This is a genomic window from Flavobacterium anhuiense (genome assembly GCF_050990855.1).
Lineage (GTDB): Bacteria > Bacteroidota > Bacteroidia > Flavobacteriales > Flavobacteriaceae > Flavobacterium > Flavobacterium anhuiense_C.
The window spans coordinates 4,647,813-4,670,225 of record NZ_CP158861.1; the positions used below are offsets into that span (position 1 = coordinate 4,647,813).

At 33.7% G+C, this 22,413-nt stretch carries 20 protein-coding genes; 6 read left to right on the forward strand and 14 right to left on the reverse strand.

The genetic code is table 11. The features are described 5' to 3' along the window. Nucleotides 1–15 precede the first annotated feature (15 nt). Nucleotides 16–1,206: a FecR family protein gene (locus ABTV69_RS20075; RefSeq protein ID WP_433831978.1), complete on the reverse strand. Its 1,191-nt coding sequence runs from the start codon at nt 1,204–1,206 to the stop codon at nt 16–18. Nucleotides 1,207–1,305: 99 nt separating this feature from the next. Next, nucleotides 1,306–1,848: an RNA polymerase sigma-70 factor gene (locus tag ABTV69_RS20080; protein ID WP_433836736.1), complete on the reverse strand. Its 543-nt coding sequence runs from the start codon at nt 1,846–1,848 to the stop codon at nt 1,306–1,308. 284 nt (nt 1,849–2,132) lie between these two features. Between ABTV69_RS20080 and ABTV69_RS20085 the strand changes: the two genes are divergently transcribed. Continuing rightward, nucleotides 2,133–3,401: an MFS transporter gene (locus ABTV69_RS20085; RefSeq protein ID WP_433831980.1), complete on the forward strand. Its 1,269-nt coding sequence runs from the start codon at nt 2,133–2,135 to the stop codon at nt 3,399–3,401. Between the two features lie 290 nt (nt 3,402–3,691). Here the strand turns inward: ABTV69_RS20085 and ABTV69_RS20090 are convergent, their stop codons facing one another. The 3 genes from ABTV69_RS20090 to ABTV69_RS20100 all read right to left on the reverse strand — a co-directional run bounded on the left by ABTV69_RS20090 (nt 3,692) and on the right by ABTV69_RS20100 (nt 7,584). Further along, on the reverse strand, nt 3,692–4,330 hold the full coding sequence (locus ABTV69_RS20090; protein WP_433831982.1) for a hypothetical protein: 639 nt from the start codon (nt 4,328–4,330) through the stop codon (nt 3,692–3,694). 162 nt (nt 4,331–4,492) lie between these two features. Then, complete coding sequence (locus ABTV69_RS20095; RefSeq protein WP_433831984.1) at nt 4,493–5,950, reverse strand: catalase; 1,458 nt, start codon at nt 5,948–5,950, stop codon at nt 4,493–4,495. 275 nt (nt 5,951–6,225) lie between these two features. Continuing rightward, on the reverse strand, nt 6,226–7,584 hold the full coding sequence (locus ABTV69_RS20100) for a hypothetical protein (protein WP_433831986.1): 1,359 nt from the start codon (nt 7,582–7,584) through the stop codon (nt 6,226–6,228). A 401-nt stretch (nt 7,585–7,985) separates the two neighbouring features. On the opposite strand from ABTV69_RS20100, the gene ABTV69_RS20105 reads away from it, so the two are divergent. Then, the gene (locus ABTV69_RS20105) at nt 7,986–8,972 is read left to right on the forward strand and encodes an SDR family NAD(P)-dependent oxidoreductase (protein WP_433831988.1); all 987 of its coding nucleotides are present in this window, start codon (nt 7,986–7,988) and stop codon (nt 8,970–8,972) included. A gap of 35 nt (nt 8,973–9,007) precedes the next feature. Here ABTV69_RS20105 and ABTV69_RS20110 read toward each other — a convergent pair whose 3' ends face one another. The 5 genes from ABTV69_RS20110 to ABTV69_RS20130 all read right to left on the reverse strand — a co-directional run bounded on the left by ABTV69_RS20110 (nt 9,008) and on the right by ABTV69_RS20130 (nt 13,633). Continuing rightward, on the reverse strand, nt 9,008–9,511 hold the full coding sequence (locus ABTV69_RS20110; RefSeq protein ID WP_433831990.1) for an energy transducer TonB: 504 nt from the start codon (nt 9,509–9,511) through the stop codon (nt 9,008–9,010). Nucleotides 9,512–9,662: 151 nt separating this feature from the next. After that, nucleotides 9,663–10,670, reverse strand: coding sequence for a VOC family protein (locus ABTV69_RS20115; protein ID WP_433831992.1), 1,008 nt, complete (start codon nt 10,668–10,670; stop codon nt 9,663–9,665). 84 nt (nt 10,671–10,754) lie between these two features. Next, complete coding sequence (locus ABTV69_RS20120) at nt 10,755–11,612, reverse strand: SDR family oxidoreductase (RefSeq protein ID WP_433831994.1); 858 nt, start codon at nt 11,610–11,612, stop codon at nt 10,755–10,757. A 163-nt stretch (nt 11,613–11,775) separates the two neighbouring features. Next, entirely contained in the window at nt 11,776–12,354 is a 579-nt protein-coding gene (locus tag ABTV69_RS20125; RefSeq protein WP_433831996.1) for a Crp/Fnr family transcriptional regulator, read from the reverse strand. A 64-nt stretch (nt 12,355–12,418) separates the two neighbouring features. After that, nucleotides 12,419–13,633 carry a helix-turn-helix domain-containing protein gene (locus tag ABTV69_RS20130; RefSeq protein WP_433831998.1) on the reverse strand — a complete coding sequence of 405 codons (1,215 nt, stop codon included), beginning with the start codon at nt 13,631–13,633 and terminating at the stop codon, nt 12,419–12,421. A gap of 219 nt (nt 13,634–13,852) precedes the next feature. Here ABTV69_RS20130 and ABTV69_RS20135 point away from each other — a divergent pair, with 219 nt between their 5' ends. From ABTV69_RS20135 to ABTV69_RS20150, 4 genes are all read left to right on the forward strand, one after another. Beyond that, complete coding sequence (locus ABTV69_RS20135; protein ID WP_433832000.1) at nt 13,853–16,753, forward strand: TonB-dependent receptor; 2,901 nt, start codon at nt 13,853–13,855, stop codon at nt 16,751–16,753. A gap of 28 nt (nt 16,754–16,781) precedes the next feature. After that, entirely contained in the window at nt 16,782–17,594 is an 813-nt protein-coding gene (locus ABTV69_RS20140; RefSeq protein ID WP_433832002.1) for a tyrosine-protein phosphatase, read from the forward strand. 515 nt (nt 17,595–18,109) lie between these two features. Next, on the forward strand, nt 18,110–18,355 hold the full coding sequence (locus ABTV69_RS20145) for a hypothetical protein (RefSeq protein ID WP_433832004.1): 246 nt from the start codon (nt 18,110–18,112) through the stop codon (nt 18,353–18,355). 30 nt (nt 18,356–18,385) lie between these two features. Beyond that, nucleotides 18,386–18,661, forward strand: a complete 276-nt coding sequence (locus tag ABTV69_RS20150; protein WP_433832006.1) for a hypothetical protein — start codon at nt 18,386–18,388, stop codon at nt 18,659–18,661. 80 nt (nt 18,662–18,741) lie between these two features. On the opposite strand, the gene ABTV69_RS20155 is transcribed toward ABTV69_RS20150, so the two are convergent. The 4 genes from ABTV69_RS20155 to ABTV69_RS20170 all read right to left on the reverse strand — a co-directional run bounded on the left by ABTV69_RS20155 (nt 18,742) and on the right by ABTV69_RS20170 (nt 22,365). Then, nucleotides 18,742–19,179 (reverse strand): hypothetical protein, encoded by a 438-nt coding sequence (locus ABTV69_RS20155; RefSeq protein ID WP_433832008.1) that lies wholly within the window; start codon nt 19,177–19,179, stop codon nt 18,742–18,744. Between the two features lie 116 nt (nt 19,180–19,295). Continuing rightward, nucleotides 19,296–20,693, reverse strand: coding sequence for a DHA2 family efflux MFS transporter permease subunit (locus ABTV69_RS20160; protein ID WP_433832010.1), 1,398 nt, complete (start codon nt 20,691–20,693; stop codon nt 19,296–19,298). A gap of 91 nt (nt 20,694–20,784) precedes the next feature. Further along, nucleotides 20,785–21,393 carry a hypothetical protein gene (locus tag ABTV69_RS20165; RefSeq protein ID WP_433832012.1) on the reverse strand — a complete coding sequence of 203 codons (609 nt, stop codon included), beginning with the start codon at nt 21,391–21,393 and terminating at the stop codon, nt 20,785–20,787. Nucleotides 21,394–21,435: 42 nt separating this feature from the next. Then, entirely contained in the window at nt 21,436–22,365 is a 930-nt protein-coding gene (locus ABTV69_RS20170; protein ID WP_433832014.1) for a hypothetical protein, read from the reverse strand. Nucleotides 22,366–22,413 lie beyond the last annotated feature (48 nt).

Below are 22,413 nucleotides of genomic sequence, written 5' to 3' on the forward strand. Positions count from 1 at the left end.
CCGGTTTTCTTTTTTTTACTTACTTACGGTTACTTCATACGTTTGGTTTACTTTGGTTATTTTATATTTCACATTCGATGTTTTACTAATGATATCCAGAAAATGATCTATAGGTTCATCCTTTAAAACAATTCCGGTAAATTTGATCTGCTCTAATGATTTTTGTTCGAACTTCACATTAAAGTTGTACCATCTTGCCATTTTAATTAAGATGTTTTTCAGGTTCTCATTTTCGAAATAAAATTTACCGTCTTTCCAAGCTGTATAAACAGAAGGATCTACTTCTACAACTTTTAGCCCAGCATTTTTAGAACGAGCCTGTTGTCCTGGTTTTAAAAGAACAGATTGGTTTTCTTCCGTAACTTTTACTTTTCCTTCAGCAAGAGTGGTTTCAAAATTTTGATCTTCACTGTAGGCGCTAACATTAAAATGAGTTCCTAAAACGGTAACATTTCCAGATTTGGTTTTTACCGTAAACGGACTGTGCGGATTCTTACTTACTTCAAAGTAAGCTTCCCCTTCTAAAGTTACATTACGCATTTTTCCATTAAACTCTACAGGATATTTTAAAGTAGATTTGGAATTAAGCCAAACTTTAGTTCCGTCTGAAAGATTTACAGCATAAATTCCACCAACAGGAACAATCAAAGTGTTTTCTCCCACAGAAGCCGCTCCATTAAGTGCTTTTGCATCGTAAACTAAAACATGATTTACATTTGAAATTACTCCGTTTTTAGAAACAATTTTTTCTTTTTTAGGTTCTAAAGAAACTACTGTCCCATCTGCCAAAACCAAAGTTGGATGATTGTATTTTGGCTCAATGCTTTTTACTACAACTTCTTGCTTTTTTATTTCTGTATCCTTCTTATTGAGATAAAAGAAAACAGAAGAGATTCCGACCAAAAAGATTAAAACAGCAGCAAACCTCCATATTTTTCTGTAATTGAACAGCGAAATTTCTGCTTGATCAATAAAGTCAAGTTTTTCTCTAATTCTTTCAAAGGCCAAATCAGTATTGATCGAATTATAAAATCTTTCTTTTGACTTTAAAGTTTCTAAATCAATAACTTTTTGATAATATTCTTGATTTTCGGGTACAGAAAGCCATTTCTGCAAAAAAGCATTTTCTTCGATCGATAATTCTCCTACAAGCAATTCCTTTCTTATAAGATCCGCGATTATAAATTCTTTTTTTCCTGAAGTCATATTTTTGATATTAAGTATCGGTTATTAACACTTTAAATAAATGTTATATAACTAAGAGTACGAAACATCAAAAATGGGTGGAAGGTTTTTTGATTTTTTTTAAAGAAAAAGCAAAATAAATAAAAGTTCTGAGTGATTCTTAAGTTTTTCCTTAAGTAATTCGATGGCTCGGGCGCGTTGTGACTTTACTGTATTAACAGAAATATGAAGCTGTTCGGCGATATCTTTGTACTTCATCCCTTCTAAACAAGAAAGTTCAAAAACTTCTTTACATTTTTCTGGCAATGAGTTCAAAGCTTCGATTAATACACTATATAATTCTTCTTCAAGTATATTAAAATCAAATTCTGTAGTTTCGTCTGAAAGCTTATGGTCTAGTTCGACTATATTTTGTTCTTTTTTTAAAATTAAAAGAGAACTATTTCGAACCATTGTATAGAGGTAAGATTTAACATCTACAATTTTCTCAAATTTTACGCGATTCTCCCAAAGCTGCAACATTACATTTTCTACAACTTCTTCAGCAAGAAAATTATCTTTTACAAAATTGAAACTATAGCTCACAAGTCGTGGATACAAAGAATAAAACAGTTCTTTGTAATATGCTTCATCAATTCTAATATTTCCCTGCTCTAAGCTAATCTTCGTTTTCCTTTATTTCGCAAATATAAATTTAATATCAACAAAACATCAATTTTGCCAAATAATTATCATCAAATCCCTTAAAGTACTGCAAAAAGTAAGAATAAAACACTATTTTGCTCTCTCCTATTTAAATCGAAAATTTGTTTCTTCAGTAACAAAATAAAGATGCCAATACCTTAATTAATTTATTGAGGTCTACATTGCAAACAAGTAACATATAAAAACAATTCTTCCTGTTGGGTTTGAATTCGTATATTCGGCCTTTATTTTGAAAAAAGAGAATGATTGCAAAATTGAATGAAAAAAAATCCTATCCATGGATTGTTGTTGGCTTGCTATGGTTTGTTGCCTTATTGAATTATTTAGACCGACAAATGCTCTCCACTATGAAATCAGCAATGATGGATGACATTACTGAATTGGCAAAAGCAGAAAATTTCGGTCTCCTAATGGCTATTTTTCTTTGGATCTATGCTCTTATGAGTCCTGTTTCCGGAATTATAGCGGATCGCTTTAACCGAAAAAGAATCATCATAGCAAGTCTTTTTATTTGGTCCGGAGTAACTATGGCGATGGGGTATGCCACAACTTTCAATCAGATTTATATTTTGCGAGGCATTATGGGTTTTAGCGAGGCTTTTTATATTCCGGCTGCATTATCTTTAATTGCAGATTACCATCAGGAAAAAACACGCTCTTTTGCGATTGCAATTCACACTACAGGAATTTATTTAGGACAGGCACTTGGCGGTTTTGGAGCCACTATTTCTAAGCATTTCTCTTGGCATTTCAGCTTTCACTCCGTAGGTTTACTCGGTGTGCTTTACAGTTTAGCACTGATATTGTTTTTGCAGGAAAAGAAAACCTACTTCTTTGATCCGACTAAAAAGTCCTCTGTCAACAATGAATTTAGACAAATGTTTAAAGGATTAGGAATATTATTCAGTAACATTTCTTTTTGGGTTTTGCTGTTTTATTTCTCTGCACCAAGTTTGCCAGGTTGGGCGGCTAAAAACTGGTTACCCACCTTATTTACCGAAACTTTACATTTAGACATGTCTCTGGCGGGACCAATCGCAACGGTAACAATTTCGATGTCATCCTTTTTTGGCGTTTTAATTGGAGGTGCCATTTCGGACAGATGGGTAATGAAACACCTTAAAGGACGAATTTACACCAGCGCTATTGGATTATTTCTTACCATTCCTGCATTGTTTTTATTTGGGTACTGCTGCAGTATAGAAGCTATTATATTTGGCGCTATCCTTTTTGGGCTTGGATTTGGAATATACGACACGAACAATATGCCCATTCTTTGCCAGTTTGTTGCGCCACGTTACAGAGCTACGGGATATGGAATTATGAATTTTGTTGGTATTTCAGCAGGAGCTGTCATTACCGAGTTTTTAGGAAAAGCAGCTGATAACGGAGGAATGAGACATGTATTTGTACTCCTTCTATTTGTAGTGGTTACTGCCATCGTTTTACAATTGGTGAGCCTGCATCCAAAAACTATAGATATGACTGAGGAAAATGAAGTAAGAGCGTAAAAGATAAAATACTGAAAAATTCGTGAATGGTTCAATTCCATGATTGAAAATTTCTGAATAAAAACTTCTTGTTTTTTTGGTATAAATGACAAATCTGAAGTTGCCTCCGATTCTTCCACAAAAAATTAAGATCTTACTAAGGACAAAGCACCTTTCAAGAAAAGAATACCTTTTAAAACATCTTCGAACTTAACATCGGTTTTGCTTTACATCTTTAATATAAAAAAAACTGCCTCAAAATTTTGGGGCAGTTTTTATGTTGCAACAGCATCAGATATTATTTTACCAAATCAGTTATTACTTGATGGATGAATAGCCAATATTTCTTCTAACTTCATCTTGAGCGCATCAACACTTTGGTGTCCAAAATATACAGCCAATATATCATGATTTTCCTCGAAAATAATAAATGATGGAGTTCCTTGTAATTGATTGAGTGTAAAGGTTTCAGCTAAAACAGGAATTTGAGAATAATATGATTTTACTTTTGTCACTAAGATCTCTTTCTCAATTTCAGAAAAATTTGCAAAGTTTGGAATAGCTTCACAAATTAATTCAATCTTATTTGAACCAATAAACTCCTCAGAAGTTGTCATACGATCAAAAGCGACAGGAAAATCAGGAATTTCAGAATACTTAGAAGTTCCATACTTTGCAGTATAATACTTTTTTGTTTCTCCAACTAAAGTGCCCTCTTTCAGTAAAAGTTTTAGGCTTGCTTCATTATTATAGTCAAAATCTTCAAAAGCGGTAGCAACTCCAATAAAACCAATTTTTTCATTAAATGCGCTATAAAGATCGTTCATCGTGGGAAAACCATAAATAAAGCATCCAGGGCAATTCACTTGAAATACAAATGCTATGTTTACTTTTTTATTGGTAAATTCTCCTTGAACTAATTCTTGTATATTGAGATGAAATTTTGACATTGATGAAAATTAATTATACTTATTATATATTTATTCTTTGATACGGAAGTAATTACTATGTAAAAGTAGTTAGGACTATTAACAAGTCAATAGTCCAGTTTTTGCAATAATTAGGTTTTTCTGGTTTTAATTATCCCTTCACGACTTTAAACATCTTTTTATTTATGCGAACACTTCGGTCATTTCAATTCCCAAAGCCTTTGCAACGCCTTCTCCATAAGCTGGATCAGCTTTGTAGCAATTTTGAATGTGTCTTATCTGAATAAATTTCTGAGCTCCTCCTACTTGTCGGGCAGTATTTTCAAACAGCAACTGTTTTTTCTCTTCTGCAAGCAAACGGAATAGCAAGCCTGGCTGTGTAAAATAATCATCATCATCTGCTCTGAAATCATACGCATAAGCATCTCCATAAATTGCTAACGGAGGTTCTTTAAATTCTGGCTGTTCTTGCCATTCGCCAAAGCTATTAGGCTCGTAATGTTTTCTTCCTCCGTAATTCCCATCTACACGCATCGCACCGTCTCTGTGAAAACTGTTGTAAGGACATTTTGATGCGTTTACAGGAATCTGGTAATTATTTACTCCTAAACGGTAACGATGTGCATCACCATAAGAGAATAAGCGTCCTTGAAGCATTTTGTCTGGTGAAAAACCAATTCCGGGAACTATGTGAGCTGGATTAAAAGCAGCTTGCTCTACTTCTGCGAAATAATTTTCTGGGTTTTTATTCAATTCAAATTCTCCTACTGGAATCAATGGAAAATCGCTTTTTAACCAAACTTTCGTTAAATCAAAAGGATGGAAACGATACGCTTTTGCTTGCTCTTCTGACATAATTTGAACAAACATTTTCCATTTTGGAAAGTTTCCTTCTTCAATAGCTTCAAAAAGATCTCTTTGGTGGCTTTCTCTGTCTGCTCCAACTACTTTTGCAGCTTCTTCGTCAGAAAGGTTATTAATACCTTGTTGCGAAACCAAATGGAATTTCACCCAATGCCTTTCGTTTTGGGCATTAATAAAACTAAAAGTATGGCTTCCAAAACCGTGCATTTCCCTGTAAGATCGTGGAATTCCTCTGTCGCTCATTACAATGGTAATCTGATGTAAAGCTTCTGGCAATAATGTCCAAAAATCCCAATTGTTATCAGCACTTCTTAAATTAGTTTTTGGATCGCGTTTTACAGCATGGTTCAAGTCAGGAAATTTCATCGGATCACGGAAAAAGAATACTGGCGTATTATTTCCTACCAAATCCCAATTGCCTTCATTTGTATAAAATTTCATGGCAAAACCACGAATATCTCTTTCTGCATCGGCTGCACCTCTTTCTCCTGCAACAGTTGAAAAGCGCACAAACATATCTGTCTTTTTACCAATTTCCGAAAACAAGTCCGCTTTCGAATATTTAGTAATATCATGTGTTACGGTAAAAGTTCCATATGCACCAGAACCTTTAGCATGCATTCTCCTTTCCGGAATAACTTCACGGTCAAAATGCGCCATTTTTTCAAGAAACCAAAAATCTTGCAATAAAACTGGACCACGAGGACCAGCTGTTTGAATGTTTTGATTGTCTGGAACAGGAGTTCCTGTAGCAGTAGTAAGCTTTTTATTTTCCATTGGTTTTAGTATTTAAGTTATTCAAAATTTAATCATAGTAATCTATGACCAATGGATAATTCAATTACAATACCAAACACACAAAACACTAATTAACAACACATTAAATAAAAAATCAGATTTTTTATTTTTTATATTTCGCTAAAACATTAGAAAATTATGAAATATAATAATTAATGCAGAACAACAAATGGATAGAACATAATTGATTTGTAATTACCAAATCATATTAAAAACAAAAGAAGCAACCTTAAGGTTGCTTCTTTTGTATCCTATTACATTTCCTTTAAATTTACTTCTTTTTTATCACCATCTTTATCTATGGTCACACGTTTCTCAATATTAGCTTTATCATTGTAAGACTGTGTAGCTGTGCCATAATTTGTTGTAGAACCCTGATAGCCAAAATAATTGTAATAATTTGTATATCCAGATACATACGAATAATTATAAGAGTTCGTAAAATCAAAACTTACCATGACTACATAAGTACCTGGCATTAGGTCTACAAACTCAAAATGTCCTTGATCGTCGTAAACTTTAGCTTTTTTTATACCATAACCAAAATCACTATGTAAAGGCACTTCTGGCATTTTTTTCTGCTTGCGAATTTTCTTATTGACTTCTACCCACTCCTCATAATAAGCAGTACTCGGAAAAAGTGTAATCTCTGTTCCCTTTGGAGCATATTGTTTTTTAGCGGTATTAACCAAACCTCCTAGTTTTTTCCCAGAGTCTGATCTCGCGTAGGCTGTACCAATTACAACACTATTACCTTTAGAGATTTGCTGCGCAGCCTCTTCTTTGTTAAATTTGTTTTTAATAGGCTGATAGTCTAGCTCTTCGTTAACTGTAATTTCCCACATTCCATTAGCCATAGACATTTCGCGTTGCCAAAGACGATGATCTTTTTTGTCAATAACATAATTATAAGTCGCATTGGTACTTTCTTCCAAAACTGTGACAAGCCACGTTTCGTGTTTACCTGTTCTCGGTGAATTGTAGACAAAACTTTTTACCTCTTTGATAGTGTAATATTCAACAAGTACATTTGATCCGTCATTATAGTAAAATTGTGGAAAGCGAGCTTTGTACCCAACATCCAACGGCAGTGTTCCAATCATGTGATCGGTCCAGTTGAAGTCGAAATATTCTACCTTAGGCTGAAGCTTTAGTTTTTTATCTTTTTTAGTTTTCTTAGAATAATAATTCCCTGTAATAATTTCAGCAAAGTTAAGATTCAGTTTTGCATTTTTGGTTTCATCGGAATAACTTATAGCTCTAAGTGTTTGCGCATCTGCTGTACTTATGCGTGAGGTCGGGAGTCCATTATCTTTTGGAGTAAAAGTATTATTTAAACTCAATTGATTATTAGCCAAAGTTATGTCATACGTCAATGCTCCCATATTTTTCCACTCTGTACCTTTTACATAATAGACTGTGTAAAGTGATTTTTCCGGTTTAATAAACTTTGCATTGATATCCTTGCTTCCTGGAACAATTTCTTTTTGCCCAAATGTCGTAAATGGAAGTAGCATGAATATATAAAAAAGAGGCTTTAAAAAATTAGGAGCTCCATTTCTTAAAAAACTAACTCTTTTTGAGAAAAAACGATCTGTACTGTTATCCTTCATGGCAATTATTTTGATTGTCCGCAAATCTACGGACAACGGACATGAAAAAAAATACCTGATTTCATGGTAGTTTATGCCATCGGCTTCATCCACGACCAATATATTCCTATCTTCCAATCTCTTAATTAAACAATTAGCAAACGTAATTATATAACAGCCAGCAAATAGTTTAGTCTAATTTTATAATTCAATTAGACGAAAACTATTTCGCTGCTAAATTACTTGCTATGAATTTTTCCAATCAAAAAAATAGAATATCCAGCACACGTACATCTGAGAAAAAATATATTTTAAAAAGTACTTCTAGCAGAACAAACGAAAAGAGCACTATTATCTCGTCTAAAAGCAATTTGAGTAACTCATCACAGTAAAATGCGCTTTACGTACTTAATATTTAGAATATGAAAAATACAGATAAAGGCAACAGTATTCTTAAAGGAAAAACAGTTGTTATAACAGGTGCAAGCAGTGGGGTCGGCCGTGCAGCAGCAGAAGCTTTTGCACAGGAAGGATGTAATTTAATTCTAGCAGCTAGAGGCTGGAAAGGCATTAATGAAGTTGTAGATTATTGCCGAACACTAAATGTTCATGTTGTGGGCATTTCAGCAGATATGTCAATAGCTGAAGATGTAGAAAAAGTTGCCGCGGGAGCTCTTGCTACGAGCGGTAAAATCGATATCTGGATCAATAATGCTGGCGTGATGGCAAGCGGAAAATTTGAAGAAATTCCGTTAGAAATTCACCAGCAGGTTATTAAAACCAATCTATTTGGATATATGCACGGAGCTTACAATGCTATCAAAATTTTTAAAGAGCAAAATCAAGGAATATTAATTAATAATGTATCAATTGGCGGTTTTATGCCTGCGCCTTACAGCGCTGTATATTCTGCTTCAAAATTTGGCATTAAAGGCATGATGGAATGTTTGCAAGGAGAAATTTCTAATCATAAAGACATTCACGTTTGCAATCTGTACCCGCAGTTGCAAAATTCTACGGGAAATCTGCATTCTGCTAAATATTCTGGTTTTGATATTACAATTCCTTTTATCGCTTCAGATCCGCGTGAAACGGCTGCTAAAATGGTTTATTTGGCTAAACATCCTAAAAAAGATCTGTTTCCAGATTTTAAAGCTGCCGCGATTACTCGTACCTATAAATTATTTCCAAAAATAATTAGCAATACAGCATCGACAGCACTTCGCATGAAAATGAAATCTAATGAAAATAAAGAAGGTAATCCTGGAAATGTACTTTCAAATTCTAAAGAGCCTTTACGAGTCTATGGAAATCTGCCTTCAAAGAGAGACTTCAATTTTGCTAAAACCGCACTTATGGGATTAGGTTTTGCAGCTGGGTTGTTTTTAGTTCTTAAAAAGTCTTCTTAAAGCTTATTAAAAGATTAAATCTTTTTTCAAATAATCTACTTACTGTCGTCTTGAATATAATAAGGAAAACTACACAAACAACGAACAGGATTTCCGTCTTTTGTAGCTGGAATCCAATTAGGGGATAATTTTAAAACTCTTTCTAGTTCTTTTCCCGTTCCATATCCAATATCGCGAAGAATTTCTATATTAGAAACACGTCCATCTTTTTCAATTATAAACTTGGTAAACACTCCTCCTAAAAGCGGATCATCACTATCTGGGTCTTTTGGAACGATGTAATTTTTCTTCAAGAAAGAATGAAATTTTGCTATGCCTCCAACATAATCAGGCCTAACATCAACTTCCATTGGTTTGTAAATTTTATTATAATCTACTGTAGAATCTTTTTCCTTTTTAACTGTTTTTAGAGGTGTAGTATCTTTATTTTTTTTAGGAAGATCGATTGAATTCACAGCCGAAGATTTCGATGCTGGAACGTTTTTATTCTGACAGCTTAACAACGCTAAACTTAAAATGGCAAAAAATATTCTTATCATAGATTTTTACTTTAAGGTTAAAGTTTTTTAGAAGTAAAAAAACGAAAATTATTCAACTATATAAATAACAATAAGCAAAAAAGTTTGGAAACTTAAAAAGCCAGAACCGTAATTGGTCTGGCTTTTTAAAACTTTCAAAATGAATCAAAACTTATTCTTTTGAATCTACGAAAACATACAATTTCTGCACTTTTCCATTTTCGATTACAAACAAATCCATTCCGCTTACCACAGCTGGTTTTGCTTTTGAACCAAATTGCCAATATAATCTAACAATATTTTGATTGGTTTCTACAGATTTTGCAGTGAATTTGAAATCAGGGTTTTTGGTTTGAAGTTCTACGATAAACTTGCTGATATCGTCTATGCCTTCAGCAATAAAATGACGATCCACCATTTCTACATTAGAAGCATAAACTTGATTTAATAAAGCTTTACGTTTTGCTTCGTCTTTTTCATTCCAAATTTTAAGATGATTTTCTACTATTGCTGTATTCTTTTTAGCATCTAAATCAGCTTCAGAAACTTTTTTTACTGTTGCGTTTTTTGGAGACCATAATATCGTTATTGGATTTGCCTTTTCATATCCTTTTCCGTTTGGATAGGAAACCAATTCCATTTTAGAACCCCAAGGTGTTTCAAAATAAACCCAAGTTTCTCCAGCTGTATCGCCAGAAGGCATTGTAAAAGGTTCACCTAAGATTTTTACGCCTTTGCTTTTTAAATATTGAACCGATGCATTAATATCGTTTACATAAAAAGCAATGTGAGAGGCTCCAATATCATCTGTGTTTGGATGTGTTTTACTTCCTTTATTGTCTGCATATTCAAATACTTCGATACTTGCTCCGTTTCCGGCATTGATCATTTTTATGGTAACCGCTCCAGTATTTGGATTAATATGGTTTAATTTTTTCCAATCAGCATCGAGCGGAATTGGTCCTAATTGCGTTACAGGTTTGAATCCAAGTACGTCGTCGAAGAATGTAACCGCTTTATTAAGATCGGGAACATTGATTCCAACATGATCGATTCCGACAATTCCTGCGTTAGTTTGTGCCACTGTTTTTTCTGAAGCAGAAAATAGTATTAGTAAATTAAGCATTGCTGCTGCTGAAGTTTGTACTTTTTTATTTGATTTATTATGAGTTGTTTTCATGATTACTTTTGTTTATTGTTTATTGTTTATTGTTTATTGTTTATTGTTGATACTGTAATTTTCTACTGTCATTGACATTGTTAATTAATTAGTGTAAGCTGCTACCCATTTTGCTTTAATTGTAGCTCTCGCTTCAATAAATTCTTTGTCGGTTCCTTGTGCGATTGCGTCAAGCGGAAAACGAAGCGGTCTCTCCCCTTTTTTCATACTAACCAATTCTAAAATACCGTTGGCAATAGTCTGCGGATTCATATCGAACTGCGCCATTTTACCGAATAATGCTGTTCCTAAAGCGTTGAATTTGTCTGTCGCAGCATCGCCGTATTCTTCAATAATTGCTGGTTTATCGGCATGAATACCCGCTTTTGATCCGTTGTTCATTTCTGTTGGATAAACTCCTGGCTGAATGCTTACGTTTTCAATTCCATAATCTGCTAGTTCATCTTGCAATCCTTCTGTAAAACTTTCTACCACCAATTTTGATGCGATGTACGGAACCATAAAAGGCAATGTGTGTCCACTCGCTCCTGTGGTAATGTTTATCACCAATCCGTTTCTTTCTTTTCTCATAGAAGGAAGCACTGCTTGATACATACGAAGCACACTGTAAACGTTTACATCAAACATTTTACGAACTTGATCTATTGAATATCCTTCTAAAAGACCAAAACCGCTTACTGCTGCATTGTTGATTAAGACATCAATTTTTCCGTATTTCGTTAATACTTTTTCAATTGCTTGGCTCACTGACGCATCATCTGTAACATCAATATCTGCCACTTCAATATTTTCGATTGCTCCTAGTTCTTTCGCTGCAGCGGCATTTTTATCATTTGTGTTGCGCATTCCTGCAATTACTGAATGACCAGCGTTAGCTAATGTTACCGCTGTTAATTTTCCAAAGCCCGTACTTGTTCCTGTGATTAAAATTGTTTTTGACATGATTTCTATTTTTTAAATGTTTATACTATTTGTTTCTTTTGAACATTACAAAGTTGCGACGAATGCAAAACGTACACATTGATTAGAAATAAGTAAAAACTTGATTTAGATCAAGAGTTTTGAAAAAGGCATAAAAAAAGGAGCTTTAAAAGCTCCTTATCTATTATTTCTTTGCCGTTTGTTTCCGAATACGGCTGAGTGTTTCTGGGGTCATGCCCAAATATGAGGCAATCATGGTTTGCGGAATTCTAGAAGCAAATCCTGGGTATTTATTGACAAAGTTCAAATACTTTTCTTCGGCTGTTAAAGTCAGTGAAGCTTGAATTCTGTTTTGAGCCGCTATAAAACTTCTTTGCAGAATGTTATTGACCATATTATTAAAGGCTGGAATTTCTCTGCACAGCAATTCAAAGTTTTCATGAGTAAAAAGAACCAATTCTGTATCTTCAATAGCGTCGATATTAAAACGAGAAGGCTGTTGCATCATTAAACTCTCACGATCGCCTGTCCACCAATTTTCGATGCTGAAACTGTTTACGTGTTCGCTTCCTTTTTCATCAACAGTATACGTTCTTACACAGCCTTGAGTGATAAAAGCATCGTATTTCCAGACATCTCCTTCTTGAAGCAGATATTGTCTTTTACGAAGTTTTTTAATAATAGCAAAGGATTGTATACGCTCTGATTCTGCTTGAGTCAGTTCGGTTTTTTCTTCTAGATACTTTTGGAATATTTCATACATAGCCTGTAAAATTATACAAAAGGCTTTTGATGAACAAATTTTTGAAGCTCTGGTATTTTAGTTTCTAAACCTCAACTTCCTTTTCTAATAAATTTACATATTCTGTTGGCGTATGCGAAGTGATTTCTTTAAAATATCTATTAAAGGATGATTTCGAATTAAAACCAGATTCGTAAGCCAATTCCAAAATATTAATGCTAGAATTCTGATTCGCCAAATACGTCAGTTTATCTTTTACGTAAAGTATTCGATATTCATTCACGAAAGTGTAAAAAGGCTTATTTACAAAATGATTCAGCGTTTCGCTTACGTGATATTTGTTTAAGTTGGTAAGCTTTGAAAGTTTATCGAGCGTGAGATCGCTTTCCATAAAATACTGCTCCTTTTCCATTGCTTTTTCAAGCTTGAGCAATATTTTAAACATTTCGCTCTGACTTAGTATTTCTTTTCTTTTTTGAGGTTGCGAAGGTTCTTTTTCTTCTACAATTGTGTTTTCAATCACGGAAGGATTTACAAGAAAATCATTATTTGAAGTTGAAGTTATTTCCTCATTTATTCCTGAAATCACACCATAATTTACGCCAGACAAAAACATTTCTGGATTGGAACCTTGCATAGCAGATTCGATTACAGAACCGTATTTAAAGGTTATTATTCGAATCGTAATAATAATTAACAACGTATAAATTATGCTTCTGCTTACATAATTTAAAGAAAATAGAGTCGAACTAAAAATGGTAAACAGAATACCCAAAACTCCAATACACAAGAATAAAGAAGCCAACTGAATAATGAGTTTCTTTTCCTGACAGGTTCTCGGCAGTTTATGAATGGCCAAATAAATGATTCCGCATGAAAATATAATATCTATAGGAAGTAAGGTATAAAGACTGATGGTGTTGTACCAATATAAAACCAAATAAGCTTTTGGAGATGTTACGGTTAAAACGCAAACAGTCGAAAAGTAGCCAATTGCGCCAATGATAAACGGAATAAAAAGATACCATTTTGAAGCGGTAACCAATTCTGGTCGTATTGTTTTTAAAGTGTAGAGATATAATAAAGGAATATAGCAGAATCCGATAAAGGTATTCATCATATTAAGCACCTGCTGATCTTCCACGAAAGTGAAAATAAAAAACTTGATCGAAAGGTGTAATCCAATGCATACTACTAGAGAAATTAATAAATCGTCTGCGTTTTTTCGGTATCGGCTTCTTAAAAGTAAAACTGCGGCTAAAAGAGCCTGAAATATTCCTATGGCAATAATGTATTTCATCTTAAAATCTTTGTGCTAAAGTATCAAGAGCCTGTTAAGTAAATGTTTAGTAATTGAGAAAAAATTGATTCGTAACAATTTAATAACAAAAGTCAAAACCTTAAAAATCAATCAATTAAATAAAAGCAAAAAGATTGATACTTCGACAAAGTAGTTCTAGTTCGACAAAGTCGTTTCGTAGTTGAAATCGTCGCAATCTTTGCAAAAAAACTATTAAACATGACACCAAAAATCGAATTAAAAATTTTATTAAAACGAAAGAAAATATTCCAAAAGGCATTCTTCATAATGATGTTTACCATCGGTTCTTTTGTCTCGTCTTATGCGCAGACTATAAAAGGAATTGTTACCAGCGAATCTGGATCATTGCCAACCGCAAACATTGTTGGAAAAACATTTACTAATTCTACTATTTCAGATTTGGAAGGAGCTTTTACCCTAACAGCGCCTTCTGAAGGAGAAGCTGTAATTGAAATTAGCTACTTAGGCTACGAAACCAAATCGATTACCATTACTGTAGTAAAAGGAATAAACGATTTAGGATTAATTAAAATGAGTCCTGACGGATCAAATGCGCTGAAAGAAATTGTGGTGAGCGGAACAATGGCACCTTCTCAAGCAAAAGCCTATAGCATTAAGAAAAACTCGCTTGCCATAATGGATGTAATGGCAGCCGATGCTATTGGTAAATTACCAGACCGTAATGCTGCCGAAGCGGTACAACGTATGCAAGGTGTTGCTGTTGCGCGTTATCATGGTGAGGCTGATCAGGCTACAGTGCGCGGAACTCCTTTTGCTTGGACTTCTACTTTATTTAATGGAAATCGTTTGCCGAGTTCGAACGTTATGGGAAATCGTTCGTCTGTATTAGATGCTGTTCCTTCAGAAATGATTCAGTACGTTCAGGTTGCAAAAGCCGTCACGCCAGATATGGAAGGTGATGCAATTGGAGGATCGATCAATTTTATTACGAGAACAGCTCCAACAAAACGTACTTTAAATGTAAGTGCAGCGGGTGGTTATAACACTTTTAGCGAAAACGGAACTTACAATGGATCTATTACCTACGGAGATCGTTTTTTCAACAATAAATTGGGTGTAATTGTTTCTGGAGCAATCTGGAGCAGACAATGGGGTTCTGACGAATTTGCAGCAACTTACAACACAGGTGCATCGGTTGTAGAACAAAGAAGATCTTTAAATACCGTATTGTTTAAACGTTATATGGGAGAACGCGAAACGAAAGGATTAAACGTTGGCTTAGAATACAAATTGACGCCTTCTGATAAAATATTCTTTAGAGGAATGGCTAACAAATTTGATGATATTCGTCCTGTTTATGAATCTTATATTGATTATACGAATACACGTTTTCAGTATAACTACAGATATTCTCACTACCAAACGGCTCTAAACGGATTTGAAGTTGGTGGAGAACATCAAATGAACCAGAAATTCAAATTGGACTGGAGCTATAGCAATCATAAATCAGAATATTATTTGGATACGCCTCCAACTTCTGGTAATAAAGGATTGCCAATTGCAACATTCCGTCAGAAAATCTTAGGCGGATTCAGTAATCTTTCTAGCGACGGAAAACGTTACTGGGGATTCGATTCTCCAAACGGAGTTGGTGGTACGGTAGATAATTTTGAAACTGGTCTTGCTTCAAGCGATGTTATGGATCCTTCTAAATTATTATTGAACCAATTGGTAATTGCGCAGCTTGACAACAGCGAAAGAGACCAAATCGGACAGGTAAATTTAAAAGTGGAAGCCAGTTCTAGAGTCAACCTTAAGTTTGGTGCAAAATACCGTCATAAAGACAGAACAAATACTTATGGATCAAATTATGTGTATCTGCCTGCAGCAGCAGTTGGAATTCCAAACTCTCCTGCTCTAGTACCACTTTCAAATTTGCAGACCACCAATTTTCCAAGTGGAAGCAAATTCTTCGGAAACATGAATGGAGATTTCAGCCAATTTATTGTAAATCCGTTAACCAAAAATCAATTGTTTGATACGTACGCGCAGTCTTTCCAGACGGCAAATGGATTTATGGATTTTACGTCTAAAACAAATGCTACAGCTTTTTATACAGGTGACGAAGATGTAATGGCTGGTTATGCAATGGCAGAAATTGATGCTACAGATAATTTAAAAATCATTGGAGGTGTACGTAATGAATATACAAAAATGACTTTGAACGGAACCAAAGCAACTACTGAAGGAACTCCTGCGGTTATTACTCTAAGCCCTTCTGTGGTGGAGAATAATTACAATTCTTTTCTTCCAATGCTGCATTTGAAATATAAATTAAGCGACAAATCAAATCTTCGTGCTGCTTATACCCGCACATTTGTTCGTCCAAATTTTGGAGACATGACGCCTGGAAGTTCAACTAATACAACTTCTTCTCCGATGACAATTACTCAGGGAAATCCTGACTTGAAACCAACTTTCAGCAACAATTTCGACGTGATGGGAGAATATTATTTCGACAACGTAGGACTTATCTCTGGGGGTGCATTCTACAAAAATATTACGGATGTTGTTTTCACTGACATCAGCACACAAAATATTGACGGAAGCGATTATATAGTTACTCAGGCGAAAAACTTAAACAAAGCTTCTCTTGTTGGTTTTGAAGCTGGAATTAATAAAAGGTTTGATTTCTTAAATGGTTTCTGGAGCGGATTTGGAGTTGAATTCAATTACACTTTTATCGATTCTAAAACTGAAGTTCCTCGCGTTACAGCAACCGAAACTGTTAATGACAAAACGAGCTTGCCAAACCAGTCTAAAAACTTGTTTAATGCTATTTTATTCTACGAACGTAACGGAGTAATGGTTCGTCTGGCAGGAAACTACCGCGGTAATTCTGTAGAAAGCATCAACCAGCAATTGGGACCTGATTATTACATCTGGACAGATTCAAACTTTACGATTGATGCTTCTGCAACAGTAAATATTTCTAAAAAACTAAAAGTATTTGTGGAGTTAAACAACTTAAGCGACTCGCCTGTTAAAATGTATATGGGAACTGAAAAGCGCCGTATTACCTCGCAAGAATGGTACGGAAGCCGCGGACAAGTAGGTTTACGCTACGATATTTTCTAAAAAAGTAAAATCATAAATTAAATAAACAATGAAAAATACAATTATTGCAATTGCCATTTTGGTGCAAACCGCTGCAAGCGCACAGCTTACAGATAGTATAAAAAGATTAGTTCCTGTAAAAGGAGGCTTAAATTTCAGAGATGTTGGAGGTTATAAAACGAAAGACGGAAAAGAAGTGGTTTGGGGAAAAGTGTACAGAAGTGCAGGAATCGACAAATTGACTGATGCTGATGTCGCTTTATTAGACAAAAAGAAAATTCACACGGTTGTAGATTTTAGAGGTGTTGCCGAAGCAAAAGCTGCTCCAGACCGTTTGCCACAAAATACAGATTATACCTTAAGTCCAGCTGGAAGCGACAGTATACCGAATGCGATGCAGATGGTAAAATTATTGAAAGAGGGAAACTTTCTTGAAAAATTCTATGGTTCTGATGGTGTTAAATATAGCGGAGACCGTTTTCGCCCTTTATTTGTAAAGTTAATGACAGCAGATAAAAAAGAAGCGGTTATGTACCACTGCACAGGAGGAAGAGACCGTACCGGAATGGCAACAGCTTTGTTCCTGTACATCTTAAATGTTCCGGAAGAAACTATCGAAGCGGATTATGTCGCATCAAACGTTTATTTGAAGAAAATGAATAACATGATGGCTCCGTTAGCCAAAATGAGTGGTTTGACAGAAGCGCAAGTTCAAGAACAAATGGCACTAAAACCAGAATTAATAAGATCGTTTTTTGGCGGAATTAAAACGCAATACGGAAGTATAGAAAACTTCTTGCAGCAAGAAATGGGAATTGGTTCTAAAGAAATTACTTTATTGAGAAAAAAATATACTAAGTAATTTAGTTGTGTTTCTTATTTTTTTACGATGAAAAGCGGTTGATAAATTCAACCGCTTTTTTATTTGCAAATAGATTAAAAAGCAATTTTTGCCAAATGAAAATCACTTGGCAAAAATTAAAAAAAAATAAACACAATATTTTAATTTTCTTTGCTTACCGCATAAATGCTCAAAGAAGAAAACATACAGATTAAAGCAATTGTCATAAACAGGAATTTCGCACTTCGTTACTTTGCTTGTAGTACGCAATCATTTTCTCTACAAACGATTGAGGAATTTTATTGATTAAAGAAACATCTCCATTTTAATTGTTTAATAAATCACTTCTACTTTATCTATACAGCCAATTATCATGATAAAGATTATTTCTTTTAATGATAATTGGCTTTTCTTTTATTTCATTCAAAATTCACAATCTGAATTTGAAGATATTATATAAAAGCTTATTGTAATCTTATAATTATCTGGCTGTTAGGTTTAGTAATTTTAGATTGTAAACGATAAATAAAGAAATCATGGAAAATGAGAACGATAAATTAGATATAAACAGCGACGACTGCACCAATCAAAATGCAAACAGTTCGTATAGCGGTTCTGGAAGCATGCAACCTGGCGGAAGCACAGGCGAAGCAGGCCGATTAAGCGATTATGATGATCAAGAAACAGAAGAAGATAGCACTTCTGATCAAAAGAAAAAACAGCAACCAGAAGGAAAAAGCGTTGAAGAAGCAACCGATCCTTCCAAACTGACTAAAATTTAAAAATTGTATAATAACACTAAACTAAATAGTATGTCAAGAGAAAATTACGATAACTACGATCAGGAAGATCGTACTTATCACGCAGCAGACCATTCAGCAAGCGATGCAATCAATTCTGAAACAATGGAGAAAAAAGATCCCGCGATTAATCAGCATGAGAACGAGTCACAGCGACACAAGCACACGCCTGAGTTTGAAGAAAGAGAAGAAAAAGAAAATGACACTTCAGATCCTTTCTTTCAAAAAAATGCTCCAATAGCACAAGATTTAGACGAAGAGCTAAAAAAGGATGAAGAGGATAATTAAATGGTGAAAACCATCAAAAAAGTTGAAAAAATAAATCCTGAAAAGAACTTTATAAAAATTCTTTTCAGGATTTATTTTTATTAATCTGCCACATATTTATTATTCCAATATAACATCAATAAAAGGGTTACAATAATGCAGGAAGCTGTTCCTTCAAAAAACAAAGAAAGGCAGTAAGAAGTTACAGAAGGTTCTCCTCCAAACATAAAAGCTTCAGATAACGACTTCACGTATTGATTTCCGCCTTTGGCATAACTGTAAATTAGAAGTGCAACAATACTTATAACTACAGCTGAAAATGAAGTAACCATTGCCGAAATAGCGTTGGGAACAAATTCATTTTTCCCTTCAGCAAGATTCATTTTCAAAGTTCTGTTTACGCCCCAAAGAATGAACAAAACATTCAGAAGTCGTAAATAAAATAAATTGGAAAGATTTAAAAGTTCCATCACAAGAAAGAACAGTGCAATTCCAGTAAATATTAAAAATCCGTTGATAATTTCTTTTGGCAATTTCATAATTACATTTTTAATTCGACAATAAAAAACTAATAAACAATGAATTACAAAATAACTTAAGAAATTTTAAAAGTGATTTTACTATTGCTTTTTAAACTTATAAAATCCCCACAGCATTACATATAGCCTTCTCCATCTGTTTTACTTAATTTAGAAAAAGTGAAACTCGAGAAAATCGTAAAGACAGCCAATGCGATAAAAGTATATTGAAATGCTTTTGAAGCATCTAGATTGAAAATGCCTTCTTGAAATAAAGAAAGCGCTAGACTGGCAACCGAAACTCCAAAACTTACTGAAAGCTGTTGCATAATCACCAACATGGTATTTCCTCCACTGGCGGTATCTTGATCTAGATCTGAAAGCGTAATGGTATTCATGGCAGACATTTGTATCGAAGTAAAAATTCCGTAGAATACCATAAGTAAAATGTAGTAGCCAATTGGCGTTTCTTTTGTTACAAATCCAAGCACAATCAAAACGATGCCTAGTAAAATCGTGTTGCTTATCAATACGGTTCTGTATCCAAAAAATTTAATAATGCTTACCATAAAAGGTTTTACAGCGACATTGGACAAAGCAGAAGGCAAGAGCAATAATCCTGACACTGAAGCCGAGTAACCAAAACTCGTTTGAAGCATAAGCGGCAAAAGTAACGGCAATCCACCAATTCCAAGCCTAGTAATTAAACTTCCTGCCAATCCTATTTTTAAGGTTCTAATGTTTAAAAGATGCAAATCGATTATTGGTTTTTCTGTTCTTTTATAATGAATGTAGTAAAAGAGAGAAAGCAATCCTGATAGAAACAATAAACTCAAAATCACAATCATATGCGTTCTTCCGCTTCCTATAAGTTCTAAAACTAAAGTGATTGAAATTAGCGCTAAACTAAAATACACTAATCCTCTAAAATCGAATCTTCCTACGGCATGTTTAAAATTGGGCATAATGCGATAAGCCATTGAAATTCCGATAAGACCGACTGGAATATTGATTAGAAAAATCCAATGCCAGCTGAAATTATCTGACAGAAATCCTCCTAAACTTGGACCAGCAACCATTCCTAACAGTCCGAACAAGGTTATAAAATTCATTGTTTTAAGCAGTTCGCTTTTTGGATATTGATACAAAATAGCCAATCTGGCAATGGGCACCATCATTGAAGCGCCAACTGCTTGCAAAACACGCGCCATATTAAGCGTATTTAAATCAACTGAAAGCGCACAAAACAAAGATCCCATGATAAACAGAAATACGGCAATCATAAACATGGTTCTAGTTCCAAATTTATCTGCCAGCCATCCAGAAAGCGGAATAAACATGGCCAATGTCAGCGTATAGGTTACAATAACCGAATCCATTTCGGTTGCCGAATACCCCATATTTTTGGCTATTGATGGCAGCGAAGTATTTAAAATCGTACCATCTAAAGATTGCATAAACATTGCAATTGCCGTTACCCAAGGCAGCATAAACACTGCCTTCTGTTCTTTTTTTTCTTCTTTATTATCCTGCATTTTTAGTTTTAGATAAAAGCCTAACTTTTAAGACTATGTAAATTAATAAAAAAAAGCTCTTAAAAGTGTTAAGGAATTCAAACCTGTATAATTAGTAACTGTTTCCTAAGCTTATTTCCACTTTTGAAATGTATTCAGCTTCAACATCCAAAATACCATTTCTCAGCTTTAGAACATCTTCCAAATGAGCTTCTGTCCTATTTACATAAAAATTAATAACAGTTTCAATTTCAATATGATTTAATAATTTTAGAGCATCTACTTTTATAATATTTTTTCTAAAGTTGTCTTTCATTATTAGTTTTTCACACAAAGAATCATTTATAATTTTTCGCATTATTGACTCATCCAAATTATAAGACCTAAAGAAAAATGGTTTTGCAATTTTGTCTCTATTATTATATTCAATATTCCTAAAAAAATCAATATTTGGCTTTACTAGTATAATATTTTTAGCATAGGCAGATTGTTTAGAAATTACTTTCAGATTGGAAAAGCTAGAATTATCTCCTTCATTTTCAATGTAAATTCCATATAAATTAGCTGTTTCAAAATCTTTAAAAAACGATGAAATATAATCTATATCCAATATTTCTACAAAGACATTATATTGATTATCCGTTTTATAATTAACCTCCAAAAAGGGAATATCATTATATAGAGCATCAAATCTTTGGGAAATTAAATTATATTTTCTCATTATACTCATATGAAGTTTATTACTTGATTTTCCATAGAACAATTAATCTTTATATACCAAACTTATTCGTGACACTAATTCAGGACTTCTTCCTATTGATATTTCTATTTTTACTCTTTCATTTACAAAATAATCTACAGATTCGCGTGCACTAAATCTATTGAATACTCTGCTAGGAGGCCTTTTTACTTTTATATCCGGAAAATACTTTTCTATATTATCAGACAAAAAAGGAACTTCTAATCTTTTTTCAAAAATAAAAATATCGCCTTTATAATAAGGACTGCTTTGAAACTGATACGAATAAACAGAAATATCAATAATTATATCTTCTAGAGAAGAAATTACAATATTTGGAAAAGCTGAAAACGTAATATAGTTTCTATTTTCATCGGGAATTATCTGTTCTATAGAATATTCTAGAGCATTAAATTCTTCTAGCCAATCGTTTACATTTATTCCAACCGTAATTGGCGTATTTTCCAAATAGATTTTATTTTCTTTAAAGGCAATCCAATTAATGCTATTTAATTTTTTCATGTTCTTAGTAACATCTAAAATAGATTCCGTATCAAAAACAAAATTCTCGATTGGTTTTCGTTCTTCCCAAAGCATTTCTATTTCATTTTGTTCTGCCTTATAAACAGGATCATAACCTTGTTTCGGAAAATCATTAAAATGATTCATTGCTTCCTCCAATGGACGTAAAGTATATTTTCCGTTAAAAGCACTTTCTACAAAAAACTTAAAACCTTTGTAGGTACAAAAAGTACTTACGCTATAGGCACTTTCAATATCATTAAAAGTTACTTCTTTGTATACTTTATTTTTTAGTTCAAGATCATCATATCTTTTAAACCCTTTGCTTAACAAATCCTCACGATAATCTGTTTGCAAAACATAAAAATTATCTTTTTCCCAAAACCTGCATTCGATGCCCAGATATTTTGCAAATGAATCGCTTCTTATCATTTCTATATATTTTTGTTTAGAAAATAGATCTTCTTATCGAATCTAATA

What these genes read in the sequence shown, in the direction of transcription:
- ABTV69_RS20160 (WP_433832010.1), bottom strand. Translation starts at nt 20,693, where the DNA reads ATGCAGGATAATAAAGAAGAAAAAAAAGAACAGAAGGCAGTGTTTATG.
- ABTV69_RS20145 (WP_433832004.1), top strand. Translation starts at nt 18,110, where the DNA reads ATGGAAAATGAGAACGATAAATTAGATATAAACAGCGACGACTGCACC.
- ABTV69_RS20100 (WP_433831986.1), bottom strand. Translation starts at nt 7,584, where the DNA reads ATGAAGGATAACAGTACAGATCGTTTTTTCTCAAAAAGAGTTAGTTTT.
- ABTV69_RS20085 (WP_433831980.1), top strand. Translation starts at nt 2,133, where the DNA reads ATGATTGCAAAATTGAATGAAAAAAAATCCTATCCATGGATTGTTGTT.
- ABTV69_RS20165 (WP_433832012.1), bottom strand. Translation starts at nt 21,393, where the DNA reads ATGAGAAAATATAATTTAATTTCCCAAAGATTTGATGCTCTATATAAT.
- ABTV69_RS20110 (WP_433831990.1), bottom strand. Translation starts at nt 9,511, where the DNA reads ATGATAAGAATATTTTTTGCCATTTTAAGTTTAGCGTTGTTAAGCTGT.
- ABTV69_RS20130 (WP_433831998.1), bottom strand. Translation starts at nt 13,633, where the DNA reads ATGAAATACATTATTGCCATAGGAATATTTCAGGCTCTTTTAGCCGCA.
- ABTV69_RS20095 (WP_433831984.1), bottom strand. Translation starts at nt 5,950, where the DNA reads ATGGAAAATAAAAAGCTTACTACTGCTACAGGAACTCCTGTTCCAGAC.
- ABTV69_RS20120 (WP_433831994.1), bottom strand. Translation starts at nt 11,612, where the DNA reads ATGTCAAAAACAATTTTAATCACAGGAACAAGTACGGGCTTTGGAAAA.
- ABTV69_RS20155 (WP_433832008.1), bottom strand. Translation starts at nt 19,179, where the DNA reads ATGAAATTGCCAAAAGAAATTATCAACGGATTTTTAATATTTACTGGA.
- ABTV69_RS20105 (WP_433831988.1), top strand. Translation starts at nt 7,986, where the DNA reads ATGAAAAATACAGATAAAGGCAACAGTATTCTTAAAGGAAAAACAGTT.
- ABTV69_RS20150 (WP_433832006.1), top strand. Translation starts at nt 18,386, where the DNA reads ATGTCAAGAGAAAATTACGATAACTACGATCAGGAAGATCGTACTTAT.
- ABTV69_RS20170 (WP_433832014.1), bottom strand. Translation starts at nt 22,365, where the DNA reads ATGATAAGAAGCGATTCATTTGCAAAATATCTGGGCATCGAATGCAGG.
- ABTV69_RS20135 (WP_433832000.1), top strand. Translation starts at nt 13,853, where the DNA reads ATGACACCAAAAATCGAATTAAAAATTTTATTAAAACGAAAGAAAATA.
- ABTV69_RS20075 (WP_433831978.1), bottom strand. Translation starts at nt 1,206, where the DNA reads ATGACTTCAGGAAAAAAAGAATTTATAATCGCGGATCTTATAAGAAAG.
- ABTV69_RS20090 (WP_433831982.1), bottom strand. Translation starts at nt 4,330, where the DNA reads ATGTCAAAATTTCATCTCAATATACAAGAATTAGTTCAAGGAGAATTT.
- ABTV69_RS20115 (WP_433831992.1), bottom strand. Translation starts at nt 10,670, where the DNA reads ATGAAAACAACTCATAATAAATCAAATAAAAAAGTACAAACTTCAGCA.
- ABTV69_RS20140 (WP_433832002.1), top strand. Translation starts at nt 16,782, where the DNA reads ATGAAAAATACAATTATTGCAATTGCCATTTTGGTGCAAACCGCTGCA.
- ABTV69_RS20125 (WP_433831996.1), bottom strand. Translation starts at nt 12,354, where the DNA reads ATGTATGAAATATTCCAAAAGTATCTAGAAGAAAAAACCGAACTGACT.